Annotated in this window: 22 protein-coding genes, 3 pseudogenes and 1 riboswitch; of the genes and pseudogenes, 19 read left to right on the top strand and 6 right to left on the bottom strand. The window is 39.8% G+C overall.

Going from position 1 to position 22,772, the window contains the following annotated elements; translation table 11 throughout:
* Positions 1-14: 14 nt before the first annotated feature.
* The 4 genes and pseudogenes from J2Z20_RS05495 to J2Z20_RS05480 form a co-directional block, all read left to right on the top strand.
* Positions 15-1,046: an ATP-binding cassette domain-containing protein gene (locus J2Z20_RS05495; RefSeq protein WP_209846208.1), complete on the top strand. Its 1,032-nt coding sequence runs from the start codon at positions 15-17 to the stop codon at positions 1,044-1,046.
* A complete protein-coding gene (locus tag J2Z20_RS05490; protein ID WP_209846205.1) occupies positions 1,043-1,858 on the top strand; it encodes an ABC transporter permease in 816 nt (271 codons plus the stop codon). The genes J2Z20_RS05495 and J2Z20_RS05490 overlap by 4 nt, the downstream gene beginning before the upstream one ends.
* Before the next feature lie 259 nt (positions 1,859-2,117).
* On the top strand, positions 2,118-2,546 hold the full coding sequence (locus tag J2Z20_RS05485; protein ID WP_209846202.1) for a VOC family protein: 429 nt from the start codon (positions 2,118-2,120) through the stop codon (positions 2,544-2,546).
* A 59-nt stretch (positions 2,547-2,605) separates the two neighbouring features.
* Positions 2,606-2,815: pseudogene (locus J2Z20_RS05480) on the top strand (DUF255 domain-containing protein); the annotation flags it as partial.
* 36 nt (positions 2,816-2,851) lie between these two features.
* Here the strand turns inward: J2Z20_RS05480 and J2Z20_RS05475 are convergent.
* From J2Z20_RS05475 to J2Z20_RS05460, 5 genes and pseudogenes are all read right to left on the bottom strand, one after another.
* Positions 2,852-3,514: a recombinase zinc ribbon domain-containing protein gene (locus J2Z20_RS05475; RefSeq protein ID WP_280921737.1), complete on the bottom strand. Its 663-nt coding sequence runs from the start codon at positions 3,512-3,514 to the stop codon at positions 2,852-2,854.
* Between the two features lie 9 nt (positions 3,515-3,523).
* Positions 3,524-3,826: pseudogene (locus J2Z20_RS18115) on the bottom strand (recombinase family protein); the annotation flags it as partial.
* 166 nt (positions 3,827-3,992) lie between these two features.
* Positions 3,993-4,976, bottom strand: a complete 984-nt coding sequence (locus tag J2Z20_RS05470; RefSeq protein WP_209846197.1) for a S8 family serine peptidase — start codon at positions 4,974-4,976, stop codon at positions 3,993-3,995.
* A gap of 8 nt (positions 4,977-4,984) precedes the next feature.
* A complete protein-coding gene (locus J2Z20_RS05465) occupies positions 4,985-6,814 on the bottom strand; it encodes a hypothetical protein (RefSeq protein WP_209846194.1) in 1,830 nt (609 codons plus the stop codon).
* Between the two features lie 76 nt (positions 6,815-6,890).
* Positions 6,891-7,775: a hypothetical protein gene (locus J2Z20_RS05460; protein ID WP_209846192.1), complete on the bottom strand. Its 885-nt coding sequence runs from the start codon at positions 7,773-7,775 to the stop codon at positions 6,891-6,893.
* Positions 7,776-7,942: 167 nt separating this feature from the next.
* Here J2Z20_RS05460 and J2Z20_RS05455 point away from each other — a divergent pair, with 167 nt between their 5' ends.
* The 7 genes and pseudogenes from J2Z20_RS05455 to J2Z20_RS05425 all read left to right on the top strand — a co-directional run bounded on the left by J2Z20_RS05455 (position 7,943) and on the right by J2Z20_RS05425 (position 14,377).
* Positions 7,943-8,347 carry a putative periplasmic lipoprotein gene (locus tag J2Z20_RS05455; RefSeq protein WP_209846189.1) on the top strand — a complete coding sequence of 135 codons (405 nt, stop codon included), beginning with the start codon at positions 7,943-7,945 and terminating at the stop codon, positions 8,345-8,347.
* Positions 8,348-8,960: 613 nt separating this feature from the next.
* Positions 8,961-9,113: a hypothetical protein gene (locus J2Z20_RS05450; protein WP_209846186.1), complete on the top strand. Its 153-nt coding sequence runs from the start codon at positions 8,961-8,963 to the stop codon at positions 9,111-9,113.
* Between the two features lie 918 nt (positions 9,114-10,031).
* Complete coding sequence (locus J2Z20_RS05445; protein ID WP_209846184.1) at positions 10,032-10,292, top strand: hypothetical protein; 261 nt, start codon at positions 10,032-10,034, stop codon at positions 10,290-10,292.
* A 102-nt stretch (positions 10,293-10,394) separates the two neighbouring features.
* Positions 10,395-10,568, top strand: a pseudogene (locus J2Z20_RS18110) (DUF255 domain-containing protein); the annotation flags it as partial.
* 53 nt (positions 10,569-10,621) lie between these two features.
* The gene (locus J2Z20_RS05435; protein WP_209846181.1) at positions 10,622-12,511 is read left to right on the top strand and encodes a thioredoxin domain-containing protein; all 1,890 of its coding nucleotides are present in this window, start codon (positions 10,622-10,624) and stop codon (positions 12,509-12,511) included.
* A 120-nt stretch (positions 12,512-12,631) separates the two neighbouring features.
* Complete coding sequence (locus tag J2Z20_RS05430; RefSeq protein WP_209846180.1) at positions 12,632-13,828, top strand: chromate transporter; 1,197 nt, start codon at positions 12,632-12,634, stop codon at positions 13,826-13,828.
* Between the two features lie 84 nt (positions 13,829-13,912).
* Positions 13,913-14,377 (top strand): DinB family protein, encoded by a 465-nt coding sequence (locus tag J2Z20_RS05425; protein WP_209846179.1) that lies wholly within the window; start codon positions 13,913-13,915, stop codon positions 14,375-14,377.
* A gap of 64 nt (positions 14,378-14,441) precedes the next feature.
* On the opposite strand, the gene J2Z20_RS05420 is transcribed toward J2Z20_RS05425, so the two are convergent.
* A complete protein-coding gene (locus J2Z20_RS05420; protein ID WP_209846178.1) occupies positions 14,442-15,497 on the bottom strand; it encodes an LCP family protein in 1,056 nt (351 codons plus the stop codon).
* A gap of 168 nt (positions 15,498-15,665) precedes the next feature.
* Between J2Z20_RS05420 and J2Z20_RS05415 the strand changes: the two genes are divergently transcribed.
* The 8 genes from J2Z20_RS05415 (at position 15,666) to J2Z20_RS05380 (ending at position 22,336) form a co-directional block, all read left to right on the top strand.
* Positions 15,666-16,913 carry an MFS transporter gene (locus J2Z20_RS05415; RefSeq protein WP_209846177.1) on the top strand — a complete coding sequence of 416 codons (1,248 nt, stop codon included), beginning with the start codon at positions 15,666-15,668 and terminating at the stop codon, positions 16,911-16,913.
* Positions 16,900-17,391 (top strand): GNAT family N-acetyltransferase, encoded by a 492-nt coding sequence (locus J2Z20_RS05410; protein WP_209846176.1) that lies wholly within the window; start codon positions 16,900-16,902, stop codon positions 17,389-17,391. Before J2Z20_RS05415 ends, J2Z20_RS05410 begins: the two co-directional genes overlap by 14 nt.
* Positions 17,392-17,556: 165 nt before the next feature.
* Positions 17,557-18,480 (top strand): ArsR/SmtB family transcription factor, encoded by a 924-nt coding sequence (locus tag J2Z20_RS05405; RefSeq protein ID WP_209846173.1) that lies wholly within the window; start codon positions 17,557-17,559, stop codon positions 18,478-18,480.
* The gene (locus J2Z20_RS05400; RefSeq protein WP_209846169.1) at positions 18,480-19,706 is read left to right on the top strand and encodes an MDR family MFS transporter; all 1,227 of its coding nucleotides are present in this window, start codon (positions 18,480-18,482) and stop codon (positions 19,704-19,706) included. Before J2Z20_RS05405 ends, J2Z20_RS05400 begins: the two co-directional genes overlap by 1 nt.
* Positions 19,690-19,866: a hypothetical protein gene (locus tag J2Z20_RS05395; protein ID WP_209846167.1), complete on the top strand. Its 177-nt coding sequence runs from the start codon at positions 19,690-19,692 to the stop codon at positions 19,864-19,866. Before J2Z20_RS05400 ends, J2Z20_RS05395 begins: the two co-directional genes overlap by 17 nt.
* 30 nt (positions 19,867-19,896) lie before the next feature.
* Positions 19,897-20,649, top strand: a complete 753-nt coding sequence (locus J2Z20_RS05390) for an MBL fold metallo-hydrolase (RefSeq protein WP_209846164.1) — start codon at positions 19,897-19,899, stop codon at positions 20,647-20,649.
* A gap of 18 nt (positions 20,650-20,667) precedes the next feature.
* The gene (locus J2Z20_RS05385) at positions 20,668-21,576 is read left to right on the top strand and encodes a DMT family transporter (protein WP_209846161.1); all 909 of its coding nucleotides are present in this window, start codon (positions 20,668-20,670) and stop codon (positions 21,574-21,576) included.
* A gap of 97 nt (positions 21,577-21,673) precedes the next feature.
* Positions 21,674-22,336: an SGNH/GDSL hydrolase family protein gene (locus J2Z20_RS05380; protein ID WP_209846157.1), complete on the top strand. Its 663-nt coding sequence runs from the start codon at positions 21,674-21,676 to the stop codon at positions 22,334-22,336.
* Between the two features lie 232 nt (positions 22,337-22,568).
* Positions 22,569-22,729: riboswitch (cyclic di-AMP (ydaO/yuaA leader) on the top strand.
* Positions 22,730-22,772: the final 43 nt, after the last annotated feature.

Below are 22,772 nucleotides of genomic sequence, written 5' to 3'. Positions count from 1 at the left end.
AAGGAGGAATCGTAATGAATCATATACTCAAAAGGGGAACAGGTCCAGGTAATGGCGATTGGGCCGTAGAAGCAAGCGGACTCGTTAAAGCTTTTGGAGATAATCGTGCGGTGGACGGTGTGAATCTGAACGTACAAACCGGTACGATCTACGGCGTACTTGGTCCAAATGGAGCAGGCAAGACTACAACAATTCGAATGCTGGCAACATTATTGCGACCGGATGCAGGTTCGGCACGCATTTTCGGGCACGATGTAGTAAAAGAGTCGCAGGTCGTACGTCAATTGATCGGGGTGACAGGTCAGTATGCATCGGTCGACGAGTCACTGAGCGCAACAGAGAATCTGATCATCTTCTCCAGGCTGCTTGGGCTGGGGCGTGCTGAGGCGCGGCGCAAGGCTGCAGATTTATTAGAGGAATTCGGTTTAACGGAGGCAGCGAAGCGCCCCTTGAAAAATTTCTCCGGAGGTATGCGTCGCCGGTTGGATCTAGCGGCAAGTCTCATTGCACAGCCTCCGCTCATTTTCTTGGATGAACCGACTACAGGACTGGATCCTCGTACGCGCACACAGATGTGGGATACGATTCGCAGGTTGGTGAAGACGGGGTCAACCGTGCTTCTAACAACGCAATACCTCGATGAGGCTGATCAATTGGCTGACCGGATCGCTGTTATCGATCGTGGACGAGTCGTCGCAGAGGGTACGGTGGATGAACTGAAGGCATCCGTCGGCACTTCCTCGCTGCAATTGAGAGTCCAAAATCAACAGGCCATCAAGGAAGCCCGTCAGATCGTAGAGCAGGTGCTTAAAGTCCGCTCCAATGTGTCGGCGGAAGCTGGAAAGATCACTGCTCCGATGGCGGACGCCGACCTTGTTACCGATCTGCTCGTCGCTCTCCGCGCGGCGGGAATCCACTTGGCCGAGATGAGCGTCCAGAAGCCTACCCTTGATGAGGTGTTCCTGACCATTACTGGCCACGGTGTAAAAGAAAACGAGTCAATGAAGTCTCAAAAATCGAACGTAGTGGAGGAGGTAAGAGTATGAGCAGTACATCATTGAAGAGGGAAACCAGTCAACAACTGAAAAATTATGCGGGTTTTAGCCAGACCGTTCGCAACTCATTGACGATGGCCTATCGGGGGCTGCTGAAGATTCGGCGCACCCCTGAGCAATTGTTCGACGTTACTCTGCAGCCAATTCTTTTTACTCTGATGTTCACTTATATCTTTGGCGGGGCGATCTCCGGAAACGTACACAATTATTTACCGGTCATCATTCCCGGGATTCTAGTGCAGACCGTAATCACCACCTCAATTGTCACTGGCGTTCAACTGCGTGAAGATATGGATAAGGGTGTATTCGACCGGTTCAAGTCACTGCCCATAGCTCGTATAGCCCCTTTGGCAGGAGCCTTGCTTGCAGATACGATTCGATATGCAATAGCAACAGTACTAACCTTTGTCATGGGGTATATAATGGGATATCGACCTGACGGAGGATTGGGTAACGTCGCCATCGCAGGGATTCTCGTCATTGCGTGTTCCTGGGCCATCAGCTGGATATTCGCCTTTTTTGGCGTGATTGCGCGCACTGCTTCAAGTGTACAAGGGATCTCAATGCTTGTGCTGTTTCCGCTCACTTTTCTCTCTAATGCATTCGTACCGGTGAAGACGATGCCACACTGGCTTCAGTGGTTCGTGAACATCAACCCAATCTCTCATCTTGTTTCAGCCGTTCGAGAACTTGCTAACCATGGAACCGTTGGCGGGGACCTTGCCATCTCTCTCATCGGCGCTGGTTTTATTGTGGCGGTCTTCGCACCGCTGACTGTCCGTGCCTATATGCGCCGCACATAGATGAATTTGGGCAGTGTAACTAACCAAAACAAGTAGAGATGGATTGCTATACTCATCATCAAAACTCATGTCCGATAGACATGGTTTTTTTTTCATTGCACCACCAATTGTCGTTTTAATCTAAGAATATTTAACAAATTTTTGAAGTCGATACCTTGGTGTGATAAACTAAATGCGAAAGCTTCACAGAGGATATCGAATCATAAGCAGTCTATAGCTCTGGTTAAATTTAACGAACGGAAAAGAAGGAGTGAATCTAATGGCTGTTGACATTTATCTCAATTTTAATGGGAACTGTCGTGAAGCAGTAGAGTTTTACGCAAAGGTTTTTGAGACGGAAAAACCAAAAATTATGACTTTCGGAGAAGCGCCGCCTGATCCGAATTTTACACTTCCTGATGAAGCGAAAAACTTAGTTATGCACTCTCGGCTTACGATTAATGGAAGCACTGTTATGTTTTCTGATGTTTTTCCTGGTATGCCTTTTGTAGTTGGAAACAATATCACCCTTTCAATCAGTAGTAAGAATATGGATGAAATTAAATCATTATTTAATAAACTAAAAGAAGGCGGCTCAGTAGGTATGGAGCTTCAAGAAACATTTTGGAGCAAATGCTATGGCAATTTAACAGATAAGTTCGGGATTGGATGGCAATTTAATTACGACAGCGGAGAAACTGGATGGTGAAATAATACAGGGCACTGATCTACACGATCAGTGTCTTTTCAATTACATATCGATCAATAATGACGTATATCCTACTTTTCGGAGGGATAATTTTGGTTAAAAATGGTCGTAAAACTAATCGTTTAATTCATGAGAAATCACCATACCTGCTCCAGCACGTCTATAATCCCGTTGATTGGTTTCCTTGGGGTGAAGAGGCCTTTGAAAAAGCAAGACATGAGGATAGACCTATTTTCCTTAGTATCGGCTATAGCACTTGCCATTGGTGCTAGTTCTAGTAATACTCCGGTTATCATTACTTTGAGTTAGAGGTCCCACATAAATTTAATGTCAAGTACAAAATCGTCACCTTCTCTAATGTAAAATATTTTTTCAATGATTGTTTTCAGCAGGTTATTCACATCTTCGGGATTGCTTGATTCAATTGAAAAATTTTCATCGAAATCCGCAAATCGATCTCGAAGATCTTTACGTCCCTCTGCAGATGTGTATTGATATTGTTTTTCAAGACTCCTTAAATTGTTCTGCGTAGACTCAAGTTCCTCTTTGTTTTTTTTGATGTCTTTCATAAACTCCTCATCTGAAATTACACCGAGTCTGTACATATTCCGTATTCGACCGAAACCATCTTCCAAGTTTTTTAAACTCTGTTTGTGAGCTGTTATTTGTTTTTGCATTAGCTGCAGTGCTTTGTCTCTTTTCTTATTTTTATTATGGTCTAGTTGCTTTCTATAGGCCTTCACTTTTTTATCAATCGCATCCAATACATCCTGCGCTTGGATACCGGGATTTCCACAAACAACGCCTGTGTCGGACATGGACTGACATTTCTTCACATAGAGTTTTTCTCCGTCTTTTACCTTCCTACGGTTACAGGTCATTGCACGACCGCATTTTTTGCAAAAAAGAAGACCACTAAGAGCCTGTTTACTTTTCTTTGTATGAACAGGAAAACGACTATTCTGCATAAGTTTTATTTGAATGTCATTGAATTCTTCTACCGTGATTAAAGCTTCGTGCGCATCGTCGTAGATAATCCATCTTTCTTCTGGATTTTGCCTTACATCTGGTTCTCTTCCTCTGTCTTTATGACCGCTACCAGTCGTTTTCCCAAAAACCACTTTTCCAAGATAAACCTGATTCTGCAGCATACGGAGAATTGTGTTGTCGTGCCATGTCCGTCCTTTCGGTGCTTTTAACCGTTGAGCCCGGAGAAGTTGCGTGATTTTCCAAATGCCCATACCATTGAGATATGACTCAACAATAAATCTATAAGTCTCATTTTGCTCAGGATCTTTTTCAAGTTTTCAAAATGGAGAGTGCCAAATAACAACAGCACAGATGTTGTTGTTATTTGGTTGGTTATCGGATATCAAATAATTGTTGCCTTATTTGTTATCAAGAAATCACTTAATTTTGAATTGAGTTAATTATTAATTGTATAGTTTATTTAAAATACAATTCTCCTTTGCCTTGATCAATAGTTCTTTCTCCATTCAAACTCACTACATTTTCCCTTAGTATTTGCTTAACCGTATCGGCATTTGTGAATTTTTCAAATAAGATTGTCGCTATGCCAGAAACAATTGCTGCAGAATAAGAAGAGCCTGAACCAATCGTAAATCCTGTAGGATTTTTATAATCAAATGAATTAATATCAACCCCTAAAGTTACTAAATCAGGTTTAAGAGAATGTGAAGTATTTAATCCTCTGCTGGAGGAGATGGTGATTTTATCATCCTTAATTGTTAAAGATCTGTTATTATTCACTGAACCAACTGTTAAAACATCTTTGCTCATTGCAGGGTATAAAATTGATCCCTCTGCGGGACCACTATTACCAGAAGAACAAACAACAAGAATACCTTGGTTTTTAAGTTTTGATAAAATCTTAAATATTGGATCTTCGTCAGAAGGTGCGCTTATTCTGTTTTCAACTCCAATCGATAAATTAACAACTTTTATATTGTACTTATCTTTGTTATTAGATATCCAGTTTAGAGCGTTTAAAAGCGTTGATTCATCCGTTTTTCCTTTATTATCAAGAACCTTAAGTATGACGAAATTACTTTTGGGTGCAATCCCGGTCACTTCACCACTTGAACCAATTAATCCTGCTATAAACGTGCCATGTCCGTAATCATCATAAAAATCTTTTTGCCCATTTACAAAATCTTTAAAAGCAAGTATACGTTGTTTTTGAATACCATTATGAGATTCAATACCTGAATCTACAATTGCTACCGTAACGTTACGCCCCTTTAAAGTTGAATAAGTTGATTTATTTAAACCGATATATTCTCTAATTCCAAAACCTTGAGCAGTGATTCCAGGTTCTTTTGAGGATGAAATTACTAAAAAAAATACTAGAGGACACAACAATCCAACAAAACTACAAATATAAGGTATTATCATTATCTTTTTTCTCATAAAAGTTTCTACTTACCACTTAGATTTGAAGTTAGTAAACAACCATAGTAAATCGATTCCAAAGAAAGATATTTTGAATTAAAATTGAATCCGGTCAAGCTATTAGTTGTTAAAGTGTTTCTGATTTTTTTGTGTATTAGAGTTTTAAATTCTTTAGTCAGCACACCTTCTTTATCTAATAAATCAAAAGCTTGATAAGTAGAAACAAGGTCGGGGCTTTTTGATACATACTTAGATTTAAACATTCCATTTTGAGCCAATGATTTTACACCATTTATAATTCTAGCTTTAATATCTTTATTGTTAAAGTTAATCCCTTCAATCAATGTGTATATTTTGGACATCTTCATGTTTTTATAAATAGTCTGATTTTTATCAACTATTTTAATATAATTTATAATCTTGTCCCTTAGTTTATTGGAGATGGAGTCATTAATGAGGTTTTTAACTTTTAAACCTATATAATAACTTGATAAATTTCGATCTAATTGACTCAGGTCTTCATTGTTTATATCTTGTAGATAAGAATCAAGACTTTTACTTAGAGCTTCTTTATCTCCATTATTCATAATATTTACGTCCAAAACTTTAAAACTAGCTAGTAAATAATAGATACTCTCTAGCTTCTCAAGATTAGATATTTTTGAGTCCTCCTTTACATTCCTCTCATAAATATTTACCAGTAAGTTCTCCATATTTTTTTCATCGAATTTATAATTAAACTTTTTTGCTAATGCAATTCCATAATAGTTTTCAATTAAGTTCAGCTCAACCGTTCCATTTTTATTAAACCCACTATTTATCGTATGTTCTATATAATTGATTATTTTTTCTTGATCAGGATATGCATAGCCAAGGTCCTTATAAACTTTTATCGCATTAGCGAGTATTAAAGGTTCTATATTAAACATTTGTTCATTATTCATAAAAAATTTGTCTAATTGTTGCTTTGTAACTGTAAATTTATGGTTGAAATAGGAGTCCACCTCAATTATTCTTGACAAGTATAGAATGGAATTCATATCTCCTGACTGTAAAAAAAATTCATATTTATTATTAATATAATCGATCCATTTCTCCTTACCTTCTAGTGGTAAGCTATTATTTGTATAACCTAATTTTTTTAATATTGAAATAACCATACCACCGGTATCTAAAGATTGAACTGGGTTATTAATTGAGAATAAGTCATTATTTTTTGTTAAATCTAAACATCTATCCTTAATTTTTTCTTTAATTTCTTTATCAATCGAAATATTTAGTTTGTTATATCCATTTATGATTTCTAATGTCATGCTTAATTTACTATTTATATTTTCTTTCTTGTTACTAAAAAAGAAGAGACCATCCTCTTCATCAAAGTGACTTAAAAGTTTGTTTTCATATTTTTTCAAATCCTCATGAGAGTAATCAAGAAGATCATATAACTCTATTTTATAGATAGCATCAAGAACTTCGGGGATATTATTTGTGGCAGTTATTTTTGAGTTGAGATATTTCTTAAAATCATTCTGTATTTCTGCTTTAGAAAAGGGGTAGTTGAAATTTTCCATTAACTGAATAGTCCAATAAAAATTATATAAGTTAGGATATGGATTTGAAAGACCAACATCAGAAAACTCAATAGGAATTTGATATCCGTAATAGGATTTTTCCAAAGATTTTTGAACAAATTCCTCTTTCCAAATTTCTGTGTCAACTTCTGCGTCCTGAAGCTTTAACCCAGAGTCTATAAACATTACTTTCATATTACCTCTACTTAAAAAGTATGTACCTAATAAAGCTGCTGCAACAAGTATTAAAATTAAGCAATAAATCCAGGTGTGTTTTTTAAACATATTAAAGGCCTCCTAGTAATAGAAGCTAACTTACTGCAGTCGCAGTAAGTTAGCTGTAAGTTAATTCTATATTAGCTTAGGAAATACTAACGGACTTTGTAGCCGAACCCCAAACATGATATCCACCAGTAGTTGCAACAGAGGAGGCGGTGTGTGTATATTTTGTAATGTTATCTGTTTTCACGTAAACATCACCATATGACTTACTATAATAATTGTATGTCCCTTTGGATGGCCATGAAATTGAAAGGGTTGCTGTAGAGGTACCTTTTGTTACAGAACTAGAAACTCCTCCACTAACAGATGTTGTGGTTCCTCCAGATACCGTAGCTGTTACGCTTTCAGTGCTGGAAACAGTATCATAATCTACTTGAAAGTTATCTGATATGCTGTCTAATGTAGTCCAGTAAGTATAACTTCCATTAGTACCTTTAAACCATTGAATTGTACCGTTACCATTTGCTCTTAGTTCTTCTTGTCCACTCCAAGGATCTGTATCAGTAACAGTATCGGTGAAATGAGTTTCAAGGTATCCAAGCGAAAGGTCTGTTGCACTTTTTAAACCTGTATTGTTCCAAGCCTCGACTGTTTGTTGTGCTGACAACCCCTCAGCTTTTCTAAGGAAACGTTCTTTATCCACATCTGTCTTAATTTTTTCGGAGTAAGTATATGCATAAATTCCATTGCCGTTATCTGCTATAATCTCGAAATCAGGATCATTTTTGATTTTATTGTAAGTTTCTAGTCTTTGAGCTTTTTCTTTACTCCCTTGCTTAATAAAATTAATAATACTTGGATCATTTAATTGATCTTGTGTGTAATTTAAATTAGAGGAAGTGATGAAATTTTTGTCTTCAATACTGAGAGAAGAATTCGAATTATCAGCAAAAACAAGTGAGCTACCGCCCGTCAGGGATACTGCTAAAACTAACGGCGTTAATATTTTTGATTTAATTTTCAATTTTTTCCTCCAAATAATATATTTAACAAGGGCGCCTTTGTTATATTTCCAATATTATACATGTTATAAATAGGAGTTAATACTAAAATTTTACAAATATTTGTTTACATTTATTGAAAAACACATATAATAATTAAAAACTAAAACTTTAGGGAAGGGGGGAATTTATGCGAAGAATTTTTATAATCGCTCTTTTACTCTTGACCAGTTGCTCATCAAAAGAAAACGCTATAATCACTAGCAATGATATAACTACCACGGTAACTACCTCCAAAGATCAAAAATACATTGAGAATGTTGGTTATTCTGTGTCCCTTGAAAATAAGGGGAAAGATGATTTACACATTATTGAAGTTGAACCAGTGCTGAATGAAGTTATGAAAACAAAAGTAAAAGAAATACCGCTAAATATGGTTAATTTATCGATACCTGTAAAAGGAAAAGTGTTAGTAGAGGGGAAATTCAATTTAATACCTGAAACAACCACACAAAAAGAAGCAACAAAGGAAGAGATCTTTAAGGGGCTTAATCTTAAGTTGCAGAACGGAGAGATCTTGTATATTCCCCTTTAATTTTGAATGACCAAGTTGATGATGGAGTGAATGAATAAAGCCCCTGACATTTAGCTGGGGCTTTATTCTGTCTATCCTTAACTAATTCATTATGAAACATAAGGATGTTGTTTGCGCAGAAATTAAAATTACAATGTCACTATACCGCTTGTGTAAAAATGAACTTGAAAAGGAACATGATTCAGAGCAAAGCCAGACTATAGGCGACGCAATGAACTGATTAAAAGTAAAACGTATTTTACGGATGTAGGACTCTGTTTTTCTTTCCATACCAATAGATTGAAAGTCTGGATGGTTTCTGAGGAAGAATAGTTTACAAAAACTCACCTCGACTCAACTTGCGATAGACGCCATTGAAGAGAGAAATACATACTCGATAATGGTCTATCCTAGGCTAAAATTTTTAGTAGCAACCTGAGAAATTCTTCTTGAATCAGATCCCAAATTCCTACCGGTAAACACTCAAGAAGCTACATCTACACCTTGTAAAAATTTAGAAATTTTTACTTTGTCGGGGGAATTTTGAATGAGTTGATTTATCAGGGGCTTTGATTACCCTAAAAGAGATAGTGAAAATGCATGATCAATTATCTCACTGGATTTCAAATCCTAGATGAACCACCAACCGATATTGTTGGTTATCATTCGCAACTCGAAAGATAAATGGCAAATTGAAGCGAAGGGTGAGACCTCATCAGTCGGGCTTGGCCTTCGCACCGGTTTAGGGCAATTGATTCAAAGAATACATGACGAAGAGGCGATGTGATCTTTGGTTGTTCCCGATGTCCCTAGCAGCAAATTAAAAAGAATCCTGACTGGGTATTGAAGCCGTACCAATTAATTTCGTATACGTAAAGGAAGACGGCAGCATTAAGATAGAGTGACGAAACGGAGCTTGGTATCCAACACCACCAGGAACACCAGCAGTTGCTCAGCTCTCATGAAGACACGAGAGCATCAACTATCTGGAACTCTATTGCAGTAAAATCAATTCCCAAATGCATGCCAAAGCTCACCCACATCAAATATGGTAGCAAATACAAATCAGAGCGCCCATTATTATCTGGGTGTTCTTTTTTTGTGCTCAGTGATTGCTGGGCGACCTTATTTAGGAGGCGAGCTATGGCCCCTGACAAATCGAAGGATCGTTTGCCATGATGTGCATTGATTTGAGAGGATGAGTTGAGCTTACTATGTATTTTGCGATTTACAACCTTGATAAGCTACGAGTCAACTTGTTCAGTTTAAATAACTTTCTGAACGTTGACCACAAGTTTGGCAAACTTAAAAGTCAAGATATTTATTTGTATCAATGTATAATTTCAATATATCAACTCTTTCATTTCGAAGTGTATTAATCCTATTTTAACCTTTTTTGAGTACAAAAACTTTTATTTCGCTTTGTGATCATGTTGATGAACATGAACTCCAATGAGAATTTGACCGAGTGGTTCTTGGGCAATGAGGATCCAATGGGTAGATTAGACGTGAGCATGTTCTACTCCTTATTAATTTTAAATCAGGACCTATTCTTTTGTAATCTTTGACCATAGAAATCGGGATCTGTTAAATTGGTTTCATAGCGAAGATTTAATACTACATCACACATACTAGATTACCCACCCGTTTACATGGAAGGAACTAAAGTTCATCGTCCTTCCTCTTCTCAAAAAGGGGTGATCACATGACCAAGAAGCTGACATCAAGCATCGAAGCAAAAAAAGTAATATCCGCTAAATTCAGCGGGGGATCGAGTTGCACCGCTGTGCAAGAAGGGTCCAGGGACTTAGAAATTGAAACGTATAGAATCGGTAAATACAAATGCACAGTAATATCAAACAAACCGAGTCAGCGAGCTATCGAATCGTTTATCGAGCTCTACAACAATTTGTTTGAAAAGGAGGTTTCCCGGGATAACTATGACCAAGACGTTTTGTCTGAATAAGACTGGCGTCTTTTCTTTTTTTAATTTTGGTTTTTGAAATTTGAAATGGGTATAATTAATGGTATGCATTGGTAAACCAAACTAAAAGGAGACGTGATAAGGATGCTCGATCACACAGAAAAGCATAAAAGCAGACCAAACAGATTGATAAATGAGAAATCCCCATACTTGCTTCAACACTCTCATAATCCTGTTGAATGGTTCCCTTGGGGAGAGGAAGCTTTCTCCAAAGCAGCGAGGGAAAGCAAGCCGGTATTCTTGTCCATTGGTTATTCCTAGCTTCGGCTATAAATTGGGAGTATTAGTCCACCTGCCATTGGTGCCATGTCATGGCTCATGAATCTTTTGAAGATGAAGAAGTAGCAGAATTACTTAACAAGAATTACGTATCAATCAAAGTGGATCGTGAAGAGCGTCCCGATATTGATCAGCTTTATATGACGGTATGCCAGACATTGACTGGGCAGGGAGGGTGGCCGCTTACTATTATTATGACTCCAGACAAAGAGCCATTCTTCGCTGGAACTTATTTTCCTAAGAAACGTTGGTATGGTCGAATTGGTTTAATGGAAATTCTGTCCCAAATCAAAGAGAAATGGAACAATGATCGTGAACATGTGGCAGAAATTAGTCAGCAAATTGTACAGGAAGTGGAGAGAAGAGTAGGTTCGGCAAGAAAAGGAAGCTTATCTGAAGCTATTCTAGATAAGGCATTTAATCACTACAAGCACACTTTTGATTCTGTGTATGGTGGTTTTGGGGAAGCTCCTAAGTTTCCAACTCCACACCAACTAGCCTTTTTGATGCGTTATTATGATCGAGCGGGTGAGAAAAAGGCACTGGAAATGGTGACTACAACCCTGAATGCAATGCACCGCGGAGGTATCTATGACCATATCGGATTTGGATTTTCTCGTTATTCCGTTGACGAACGATGGCTCGTTCCTCACTTTGAGAAAATGCTTTACGACAACGCATTGCTCGCTTGGACGTATCTTGAGGCGTTCCAACTGACAAAAGATAATCATTTCTTAACAGTCGCTGAGTCAATATTGCAATATGTACTGAGAGATATGGCTCATGCTGAAGGTGGATTTTATTCTGCAGAGGATGCCGATTCGGAGGGGGAAGAAGGGAAGTTCTATGTATGGAAGCGGGATGAAATCATAGAACTGCTTGGAAAAGAGGCAGGCGAGCTTTATTGCGAACTATATGATATTACCGATAAAGGGAACTTCGAAGGACACAACATCCCGAACTTAATCCAGCACGACATCGCTAAGTTCTCTGAGCAACAAGGAATTGAAGTTCGAGAACTACAAGAGCGAATTGAACGTTCCCGTCAGAAGTTGTTTCAATACCGTGAAGGGCGGGTTCACCCGGGCAAGGATGATAAAATCCTTACCGCTTGGAATGGGCTCATGATTATGGCTATGGCTAAAGGATCGATCATAACTGGGAAGCACGAGTACCTTGAAACAGCAGAGCGCGCAGTAGACTTTATTCGCAGTAATTTAATCCGTGAAGATGGAAGATTGCTTGCTAGATACCGAGATGGTGATGCTGCTTTCCCAGCCTACTTGGATGATTACGCTTTTCTAGTGTGGGGGCTGATGGAACTGTATGAAGCTTCCTTCAAGCTGGAGCATCTTAGTCTTGCCATAGATTTAACTCACAGGATGATTGACCTGTTCTGGGATGAACAGTCTGGCGGATTCTATTTCTACGGGAATGATGGAGAACAGCTATTTGCACGAAGTAAAGAAATATATGACGGAGCAATGCCTTCCGGCAACTCGGTGGCTGCGTATAACTTACATAAGCTTGCGAGGTTGACCAATGATGAACGCATAATGAATATTGCGCGGCAGCAGTTAGAAGCATTTGCAGGAGCAGTCTCATCATATCCGACAGGTCACGCTATGTATCTTATTGCATTAGATTATGCGTTCAGCCCCTCAAGTGAAATCGTTATTGCAGGCGAGCTGGCTGATTCTGTGACCTTGCAGATGTTAGAGGCTATTCGGGGCGGCTTCAGACCTCATACTTCTGTTATTGTGGTGCCTAGCGGAGATAAGAAGAACATGACAAAAGCGATACCGCTTGTGCAAGATAAAAAACAAATTGGCGGTAAAACAACCGCCTATGTATGTGAAAACTTCTCATGTCAATCACCTACAACAGATGTAGAGGTATTAAAGACGCAGCTGCAAAAGTGATGAATAATGAACAATTAAAAGTGATGGTGCTTGATTTATAGTTAAGATTTAACATTTACCTGTTATGCTAAATAGAAAGTCATAGGACTGTCTTTAATATGCAAGGAGTGTTTGTCATAAATGAAAACGAACAGTAGAGCAGCTCAGCTGATTGAAGTATTACTGGTTTCTACAAAGCTAGGACTCACCTCGTTTGGAGGTCCAACGGCTCACTTAGGTTATTTTTATAACGAATATGTTCATAAGAAAAAGTGGTTAGATGAAAAAAGTTACGCTGATTTGGTTGCACTTTGTCAATTCCTTCCCGGTCCGGCAAGCAGTCAAGTAGGGATAGGAATAGGTACGATTCGTGCAGGAGTGCTCGGCGGCCTAGTTGCATGGTTAGGCTTTACTTTGCCCTCTGTTATCGTATTAGTTCTATTTGCACTATTGTTGCAAGGATACAATGTCAGCGGTGCTGGGTGGATTCATGGGCTTAAAATCGTAGCGGTTGTGATTGTTGCTCAAGCGGTACTTAGTATGGGGCAAAAATTAGCATCAGGCCGAACTCGAGCTACCATTGCTGCATTAACAGCCGTTATTACGCTTTTGTGGCATACTTCGTACACTCAGATCGTACTCATCGTGCTCGCAGGTATAGCAGGTATGTTGATTTATAGGCACAATGAAAGTTTGGATAATACAGGTCGTACTATTAATCTCACAGTTCCCGTAAATCGGAGATTTGCAATTAGTTGTCTCGGTTTATTTTTTGGTTTTCTCATAGTTCTGCCGATCCTTCGTCAATGGACAAATAGTGAGTGGATCACGATGTTTGACAGCTTCTACCGTGCAGGAGCGCTCGTATTCGGCGGCGGTCATGTCGTATTGCCTCTTCTTCAAAATGAGATTGTTCCATTAGGGTGGTTAAGCAAAGAAGACTTTCTAGCAGGATATGGTGTTGCACAAGCAGTACCCGGTCCCTTATTTACATTTGCTGCTTATTTGGGAGCGATGATCACGGGCATACCTGGAGCCATTGTTGCGACGATAGCGATATTTCTGCCTGCGTTCTTGCTCGTCATTGGAGCACTTCCTTTTTGGTATGCTGTACGGAATAATTCTCGCGTTCAAGGAATATTATTCGGTGTGAACGCAGCCGTAGTCGGTATTTTAATGGCTGCTCTATATGATCCGCTATGGATCTCATCGATCGTCCAACCCGTCGATTTTGCCTTAGCGGTCGTCCTCTTTCTTCTGCTTCAGTTTTGGAAAATGCCGCCATGGTTTGTCGTTGCGATCGGGTTGATTGGTGGATATTTCACTTCATTTATGTAATCACTTCTGATATGCTTCTTGTTAATATTGTAAAAGACCCAGATCCCGAGGGATATTGTCAATTCAAATAGAGGAGATGAATCATTGGAGAAATTATTCAGGTACAACTGGATCGTGAGAGATGAATGGTTTGACCTTTGCAGCGAATTGCCTCATGAAGAGCTTGTTCGTGAACGTATAGGTGGAACAGGCTCCATTCTAAAGACACTATTCCATATCGCTGACGTAGAGTGGAGCTGGATTCGTGTCTTACAAGGCGAGCCTGTATTCGATCCGGATTTTAATGATTATATGGAGCTGGCACGAGTTAAGAAGTTCTCGGACGCCTGCCGTCTGGAAGTTGAGCGCTTTGTCGTTAAGTGGACAGATGATTTAGAGAAGAAAATATTGATTACACCGTGGGACAAATCTGAATCTTTTACATACGGCGAAGTGATGAGGCACGTCATCGCGCATGAAATTCATCACATTGGCCAATTATCCATCTGGTCTAGAGAATTAGGGAGAAAACCTGTATCCGCCAATTTCATTGGTAAAGGGCTTGTTTAAGAGGCTGGTATACAACCAGAAATTGAAAGAGACCAAACTAGTTTTAGCTGGTCTCGGAATGAAGTTAATTCGACTTAGGTATCATTAAATTCGCTTCGTCGGTATTTGGATTCATCCAATTCTGAAGGAGCTCTTTTACGTAATTCAAATCCTGCTCATCAATGATATAATAATAAACACCATCGACCTTAGCGTCGCTTCCTCGCAGCATATAGCTTTCAATTTGCGGTGTTTGACCACTTTTAAATATATCTTTAGCCAGTTCAATCATAAAATTAGACTTCATATTCGTTGTAAAGTTGCTGCCGGCGATTTCAAGAAGTTGTGGAAGCTTTGTAATTTGATTCAAGGACAGAACTCGGTTCATCAGGGAGTTCAAGAAAATACGTTGTCTTTCCGTGCGATTCATATCGGAATCTTCCCGGTAGCGCACGTAATTTAATGCTTCTTCGCCGGTATAAATAGGTTTGCCAGCTTTGATTATAAACTTCTCATGGATTTTTTGCCGATTAACAATATCTTTCGTAATTGGCAATTCTACGCCGCCTAATGCATCTACAATTTCAGTCAAACCAGCAAAGTTAATCGTAGCGTAGTAATTGACTGGAACCTGAAGCAAATTTTCTACCGTATCCACACTCATTTTGGCTCCGCCGTAAGCGTGCGCTGCGTTTATTTTCGTTTCAAAGTCTTTTCCGACGATATAGGCTTTCGAATCCCTTGGTATAGACAAGAGAAGGATTTTATTATCTTTCTTACGCATTACGGAATAAATGATCGAATCTGAGCGAGCGGCCTCATTCTTTCTTTGATCAATGCCTAGCAGAAGTACGGAGAATGGGGAGAGGCTTTGATCTGCTGGCTGCGTTTGCTCCTGCTGCTGTTCAGACTCGCTGCCGATAGGTTTATATGAATTGTCCAAAGTGGCTTCCACCTTGTTAGATATGAAAGTGTCGAATAGTAAAATAGCAAGTTCTTTTCGAAACATAAAACTTCCGATACAGATCAAGACTAAGGAACAAGCAATAGCTGCCCATATTTTACGTTTTCTTATCGTTTGATTTCTGTTATTCGCAGTTCTTTTTAAAGGCTTCGTTCCTATATTATCTTCTAGTTTCATATCAAGAGCCTCCTTATGTTGGACAAATCTCTACGTAAACTACCAAATAATGATATATAATAACATATTTTTTGGAAGGATGTGTTTTCGTTACCCCATTTGTGTTAATGATGATATACTTTCTACATCAGTCATTACATAAGTGAACGTTAAGGAGACCAGACTAACATGTTTAAAAATAAAGCAAGCTACTGGACGTTCAGCGGTTTTTTCTATTTTTATTTCGTTTCGTTTTCATTTGCGATGTCTTTGTTTGGCATTTGGCTCAAGCAAGCAGCAGGACTAGACGGTGCGCAGACTGGAATTGTTTTTGCTATCAACTCAGTAGCCGCGCTTTGTATTCATCCGCTGTATGGTGTGCTGTCTGACAAACTGGGATTACGCAAGCATTTACTTTGGCTCATTATTGTTCTTCTATTATCTGCTGGCCCTTTTGTGGAATTTGTGTACTCCCCTTTATTGCAAAAAAATATTTGGCTAGGCGCACTCGTCGGAAGTCTGTACTTAGCCGCAACTTTTACTTCCGGTAATGCGGCTATTGAGACGTTTGTTGAAAAGATTGGTCGAAAAGATGGTTTTGAATACGGGCAGGCGAGAATGTTCGGTTCGTTAGGGTGGGCCACTGCTACTTTTTTCGCTGGGCAGACGTTTAACATAAGCGCAAATTTAAATTTTTGGATTTGCTCTATCGGTGCTATCATTTTAGGAATTTTGTTTTACTTCTCCCGAGTTGATTCTAATCAAGAACAGACTCCGCAAGCGAAGTCAGATGGCATTAAGCTAAGTGATATTACCGAACTTTTAAGGAATCGGAAATTTTGGGCTTTTGTGATGTATATCGTTGGAGTCACGTGTATCTTTACGATTTATGATCAGCAGTTCCCAGTTTATTTCTCTTCGTTATTTGAATCGCCAGAGATCGGTAACCGCATGTACGGCTATTTAAACTGTGTACAGGTGCTTGCTGAAGCAGGCTGCATGTTCATCGCTCCAATGATTGTGAGTAAAATTGGCTCTAAGAGAGGGTTGATTCTTGGCGGAGCGCTTATGTGCATACGGATTACGTGCTCAGGACTTGCCGAGGATCCATGGCTCGTGGCGGCGACTAAATTGATTCATTCATTTGAATTACCTGTTATGTTCATTTCCATTTTCAAATATATTGGCTATCACTTTAATAAACGGGTATCATCGACCATGTATTTAGTAGGCTACCAATTCAGCGGCACTTTAGCGTCAGTCGTACTTGCACCTGTAGTTGGTCAATTATATGACAGTATAGGGTTTTCTCGAACTTATTTAATGATGGGCGCATATGTGTTTGTCTTTACAGTGATTTCGGCTTGTACATTGTCAGGGACCCGCACGGAGCGGGATTTAAATGAAACAAGAGGTGTTCTGCATGTTGAGCATTAGAGAGGCGCAGCTGAATGATTTACCCGAGATGCTAGATATTTATAACGAAGCCATTAGAAATTTAGTGTCCACGTTTGACTTAGAAGAACAGACGCTAGAGCAGCGAACAGTATGGTTTCAGAAATACGGTGGTAAGTACCCGTTAATTGTCGCTGAGCTAGATTCTCAAATTGTTGGGTATTGCTGCCTGTCTTCATTCCGTGAGAAGCCAGCGTATTCGAGAACTGCTGAGCTGTCACTTTATATTGCTGATGGATATCGCGGACAAGGAATAGGTTCGACACTGCTTAAGGAAATCATCGACCGGGCTAAGCAGCTAAGTTATCATACAATCATTGCTGGTATTACAGGCGGCAATGAAGAAAGTGTTAAGCTCCATCTGAAATATGGTTTTGAATTCATCGGGACATTCAGAGAAGTAGGGTATAAATTCGGCGCATGGAGAGATGTAATGTTCTATCAATTATTGCTTGAATAGAAGAGTGTACATATGATGAAAAGAAGCTTGGCAGAAGCGCTGAGTTTCTTTTTTTTGTTGTCCTAATAAATTTCAAATTGGTTATGATTGACAATTTATAATTTGTTATATAAAATTAGAACGATATTCTTGTTATAAAAATTTATAACGAAAACGGTGAGCAAAATGAATTCTGTGAAATTAAGTATCGATTACGCACCTGCGTATGAATTAATCGTCAGTTTATATCAGTATGTTGATTCTCAGACATCTTCCGAGAAGCACATTCAAGATCATCGAAAATGGCGTGAGCAAGTTCGGGAGCGTCTATCTGAAGAGACTGCTGCATTACTGAACGATACTAGGTTAGAGGTATTGCATCGGTTAAGCCTGTTAATATGGCAATGTCCTGGTGATCGGTCGGTTTCAACTTTCATTCATTGGTTAAAGGGTCTTTCGCCTGGCGAAATTTATGATTGCATGATCCCTTGGATACAACACTTCAATGAAAATATGTCTGCGATGCAGGCGCATGTGACAGAGGTATTAACGAGATGGAACGATGAATATTTCGGTGAAATTGAAAGAGAGATAAGTCCTCAATTAGAAGAAAGTGCACGTTATGTTCAATCGCTTATTGATGAATTAACGAATGAGGAGATCATCGACCTTGTAACGATGGGTCTGGAAATTGTTCCAGAACCAGAGACGGAGCAAATCATTCTTGTTCCTCAGCATCATTCAGCACCGTTCAGTATTATCGACTATTATAAGGGGCTTATTGTCTGTCAATATCCTGTAAGCTCTGAGTCTAAGGATGAATTGGAGCCGCCAGCCAAGCTTCTTAGAGCTTTCAAGGCACTTGCGGATGCTAATAGGTTGAAAATTTTAAAATTAGTAGAACAAGAGCCGCAAACATTGAAATCGATAGCTGCCCATTTACAGCTGGCCAAGAGTAATGCGCATTATCATATCACCTCACTGCGTCTTTGCGGAATGATCAAGGCAAGGTATGGGAAGAGCGGAACAGAATATTATACAAAGCGTCATCTGACCTTTGAAGAAATTCCAGCATCTCTAAGAGCGTATATTGGAGGGGATAACCTCTAATGAAGACGTTTAATTCACTTCATCCTTTAGTCAGAGTTATATTAATCGGTTCACTATTAACAACGCTGTTTCGTTCATTCAGCTATCCGTTTCTTACGATTTACTTAACTGAACGAACGGAAATGTCCTTAACAACGATTGGTTTCGTTGTAGGTTTGGGTGCATTTTTTAGTACGATTGGCGGATTTGTTGGAGGAGCGTTCTCCGATCGGCTTGGACGAACACGCTTAATGCTTCTATCGCTTATATTTTCGAGTGTTGAGTTTTTTGGGATAGCCATCTTCAGTCATGTCGCAGTGATCGCTATGCTGTTCTCGATTGGAGGGTTTTTGGGATCGTTCTTCAGTCCTGTATCACGGGCGTTAACAGCGGACTTAACCCAGCCTGAACTGCGAATGAAAGTCCATTCGCTCCGTTATCTTGCCATTAATGTAGGTTATTGCGTTGGACCACTGCTAGGTTTATATCTGGGAGTTGTAGGGGGAAGCTTTTCGTTCTACTTATTAGGGATTGTATATTTGGCATATGCAGGTGTGCTGGCGGTATTGTTTAATCGTCTTGGACCATCTGCTGCGCTTTCACAGGAGGATCGTCAAAGAGAACAACGAATTTCTTTGAATGAAGCATTTTCAGTGCTTTGGAGAGATCGCTCTCTGCTCATGCTTGTTATTGGAGGGATTCTAACAACATCGGTTGAAGGACTGTGGTCTGTTTCTATGGCAGCTTACTTACCCGAAAAGTTCTCGAATGGGGAGCAGCTATTGGCAACTTTATTAACGATTAATTCGGTTACCGTGATCATTTCTCATTTCCTTCTTACCAAAACAATTGAGAAACGACACCCTTTTGCGCTCGTCCTCGTCGGCAGTTCGCTATTTGCTCTAGCTGAGTTGGGGTACGCGGCAGCAGGGACTCCTTGGCAATTTTCTATCATCATGGTTGTTTTTACGATCGGAGAAGTATTGATTGTTCCTGCGATGTATTCGATGTTAGATCGTATTGCGCCGCCGGCCATGATTGGAACGTATTTTGGTGCTTTTGCACTGATTGAATTTGGTAATTTTACTGGACCGTGGGTGTCTACTTATCTTCTCACAAACTGGGGAGGGCAGATGATGTTTGTAGTTCTTGCCTTCGTGTCAGCAAGCAGTATTGTGTTCTATAAATTAGGAAGTGCCCCTCAGCGTGTAACGGAAGTTTCATTATCTCATGAAAAAGGAGCTTGAGCTGGCTGAGCTAGAAGGCATCAAAGTTTATACACTTCGTCAGATGTGGACGGCCTATGAAGAAGCTAAGAATCCGTATCTATTTATAGGTTTTGCGAGTCTAACATTTGATCAGATTGAACAAGGAATTAAGAAATTAAGTGAAATTTGGTTTCGTTAATAGGTACCTTATTCGAACGGAGGAAAAGACATGAACATCCAGCTCGTAAGACATGCAACGCTATTGATTAGCTATAACGGAAAGAAGATTGTTGTAGATCCCATGTTAAGTCCTCAAGGCGCGATGGCCACAGTCGCGGGTGCTGCAAATTCTTACCCAAACCCAACAGTTAACTTGACAATCGATATCTCAGAATTGCTGAGGGCAGATGCTGTCCTGCTTACACATTCTCATCGGGATCATTTTGATGCGGTGGCAGCGACCCTGCTGCCGAAGGATATTTTATTTTACTGTCAACCAGAGGATGAGCTGCTTGTTCGTTCGCATGGTTTTCATAGGGTTGAGCCGGTTACACAGTCAGTAAAATTCGAGAATATTCAGATCATAAGAACGTCTGGACAGCATGGTTCAGGTGAACTTGGTCAGAAGATGGGGCCTGTATCAGGGTTCATTCTACAATCAGCTCATGAGCCAACTCTTTATATTGCCGGTGACACGATATGGTGTACAGAAGTGAAGGATGCCGTCTCCGAATATAAACCGGATGTGATCGTAGTATTTGCTGGTGCCGCGCAGTTCTTGGAAGGTGGACCTATTACGATGACACCGGAGCACATTAAGAAGGTTTGTAAGCATTCGGCAGATTCTAAGGTGATTGCGGCTCATATGGAGTCATGGAGTCATTGCTTATTGACAAGACAGGAATTGTTAACTTTTATAAGCGCAAACAATTTACAAGAACGAGTTATCGTTCCGGCAGATGGTGAAGTCATTCATTTCTAGGAGAGGGAAGAAGAAAAGATGGGGAATAGTCAGAAAGGTACATACATGGTTCTTATTTCAGCAGCAGGGTTCGGATTAATGGGGATATTTGCGAAATATGCATACAAGAACGGTGTAACGATCAGTACTTTATTGTCATATCGATTCTTAATTGCAGCATGTTTATTCTGGTTAACGGTTTTGTTGACTAAACAATGGTCTCGCCTAACAACGAAAGAGATGATTACGCTGATGGGTATGGGGGTTGGTGGATACGCCGTTATGGGTACCTTGCTGTTTACCTCTTTCTATTATATTTCACCTTCGCTGTCTGAAATATTGTTCTATTCTTACCCAGCGATGGTATGTATACTCTTACGATTCACCTCCCGTGAGCCGATTACAACTGGGAAAGTCACTGTCTTGATTTTCAGCTTTATCGGGATTCTGCTCGTTATGGGTTCGAGTTCGGTTAAGTCTAATTTGCTTGGCGAACTGTTAGCGTTCGGTTCTGCACTTGTATACTCGATATTTATTGTCATCAGTAATCGTCTGGTTAAACATATACCGCCATTGATTTGCTCATCTTACATTACGACTTCTGCTGGTATTTCTTTGCTGCTTTTGGGTCTTGTTAAAGGGGATATTCATTTTATAAGCGGTACAATAAGCTGGCTAACATTACTCGGCGTAACTGTATTCTCTACGTATATTGCCATTCAATTCTTTTTTGAAGGTGTAAAAAGAATTGGATCATCTCGTGCCGCCATTTTAAGTACATTCGAGCCAATCGTAACTCTATTTGCAAGCTTTCTTCTATTACATGACCGTCTCAGCGGAAAACAGTGGCTAGGAGTTTCCATCATTGTGGCGAGTCTACTATTGATGGAAATAAAACAAATCATACCACTGTGGACATATATTAGACGAAAAGTTGAATCTCATTAATGGATGAAATTCACTTTGTGGAAATATAAGGTTGATTTCGAGTTTCTACAGTATAATGATGGTATATGATGAGTTAGAGAAGAAGGAGAGTTGGACGATGAAGCTGCATGCGAGTGATACACTGCTTTTTATTGGAGACTCGATAACGGACTCTGGACGGGCAAGACCAGTTGGTGAAGGAGGATACGGCGCACTTGGTAACGGATATGTATCTCATGTAGATGCTCTCCTTAGAGCGGTATATCCTCAACTTGGAATAAGGGTGCTTAACACTGGTGTTAGCGGTGATACAGTCCGTCATCTTAAAGCGCGTTGGCAGAGCGATGTACTAGATTTGAATCCTGACTGGCTATCCATCATGATCGGCACCAATGACGTATGGAGACAATTTGATAGACCGCTTAATACGGATCAGCACATCTATTTGGATGAATATGAGAGACTACTTCGTGAGCTTATTTCGGTTGCACTGCCTCATTTAAAAGGACTCGTATTGATGTCGCCTTTTTACTTGGAGATGAACAGCGATGATCCTATGCGTGCAACGATGGATGTGTACAGAGGTGTTATGAAGAAAGTTGCCTATGAAGTGGGTGCGATCTTCGTCGATACTCAAGCAGCTTTTGATCAGTTTTCTGAGCATGTGTACCTATCCTCGTTATCGATGGGCTGGGATCGCGTACATCCAGATCAGCCTGGACATATGATATTAGCACGAGAGTTTCTTCGCAGTATTGACTTTTCTTGGAATGGTGAATAAACAGTAATATAGATACGTCTGTCTCATGGCAGGCGTCTTTTTTTCGTCAAAATCAGAGAATAAACGTGAAATAGGAAGATAGGAGAAGATTTGTGTCAATGTAAGCGCTTATTAATAGTGAATAGGTGAATATAAACCGCCATTTTACGCTTCGATGTTTCTTTACAGTCATTAGGGAATTGGAGTATGATTCAATTCGTGATTGATGCAGAAATTTGTATTGTATCTTAACATCCTTTAACCGCTGAATTCTGTTCACAGGAACGGGGAAACCAAAGAGACGAATCTTGCAGATGAAGTCTCGGGGGTGAATCACTTGTATTTATTAAAGTGTAGGGCTACTTTCGTGCCCGAATCCGTCAGCTAACCTCGTAAGCGTTAGAAAGAGGGAATTGTCGTGAGCTGCCAGCGAGTACGCCTCGGTAAGCCGCGGGAA

The organism is Paenibacillus sediminis (assembly GCF_017873765.1).
Lineage (GTDB): Bacteria > Bacillota > Bacilli > Paenibacillales > Paenibacillaceae > Paenibacillus_AG > Paenibacillus_AG sediminis.
The sequence above is the reverse complement of the archived record's forward strand: the minus strand, read 5'-3'. Positions and strand labels throughout refer to the sequence as shown.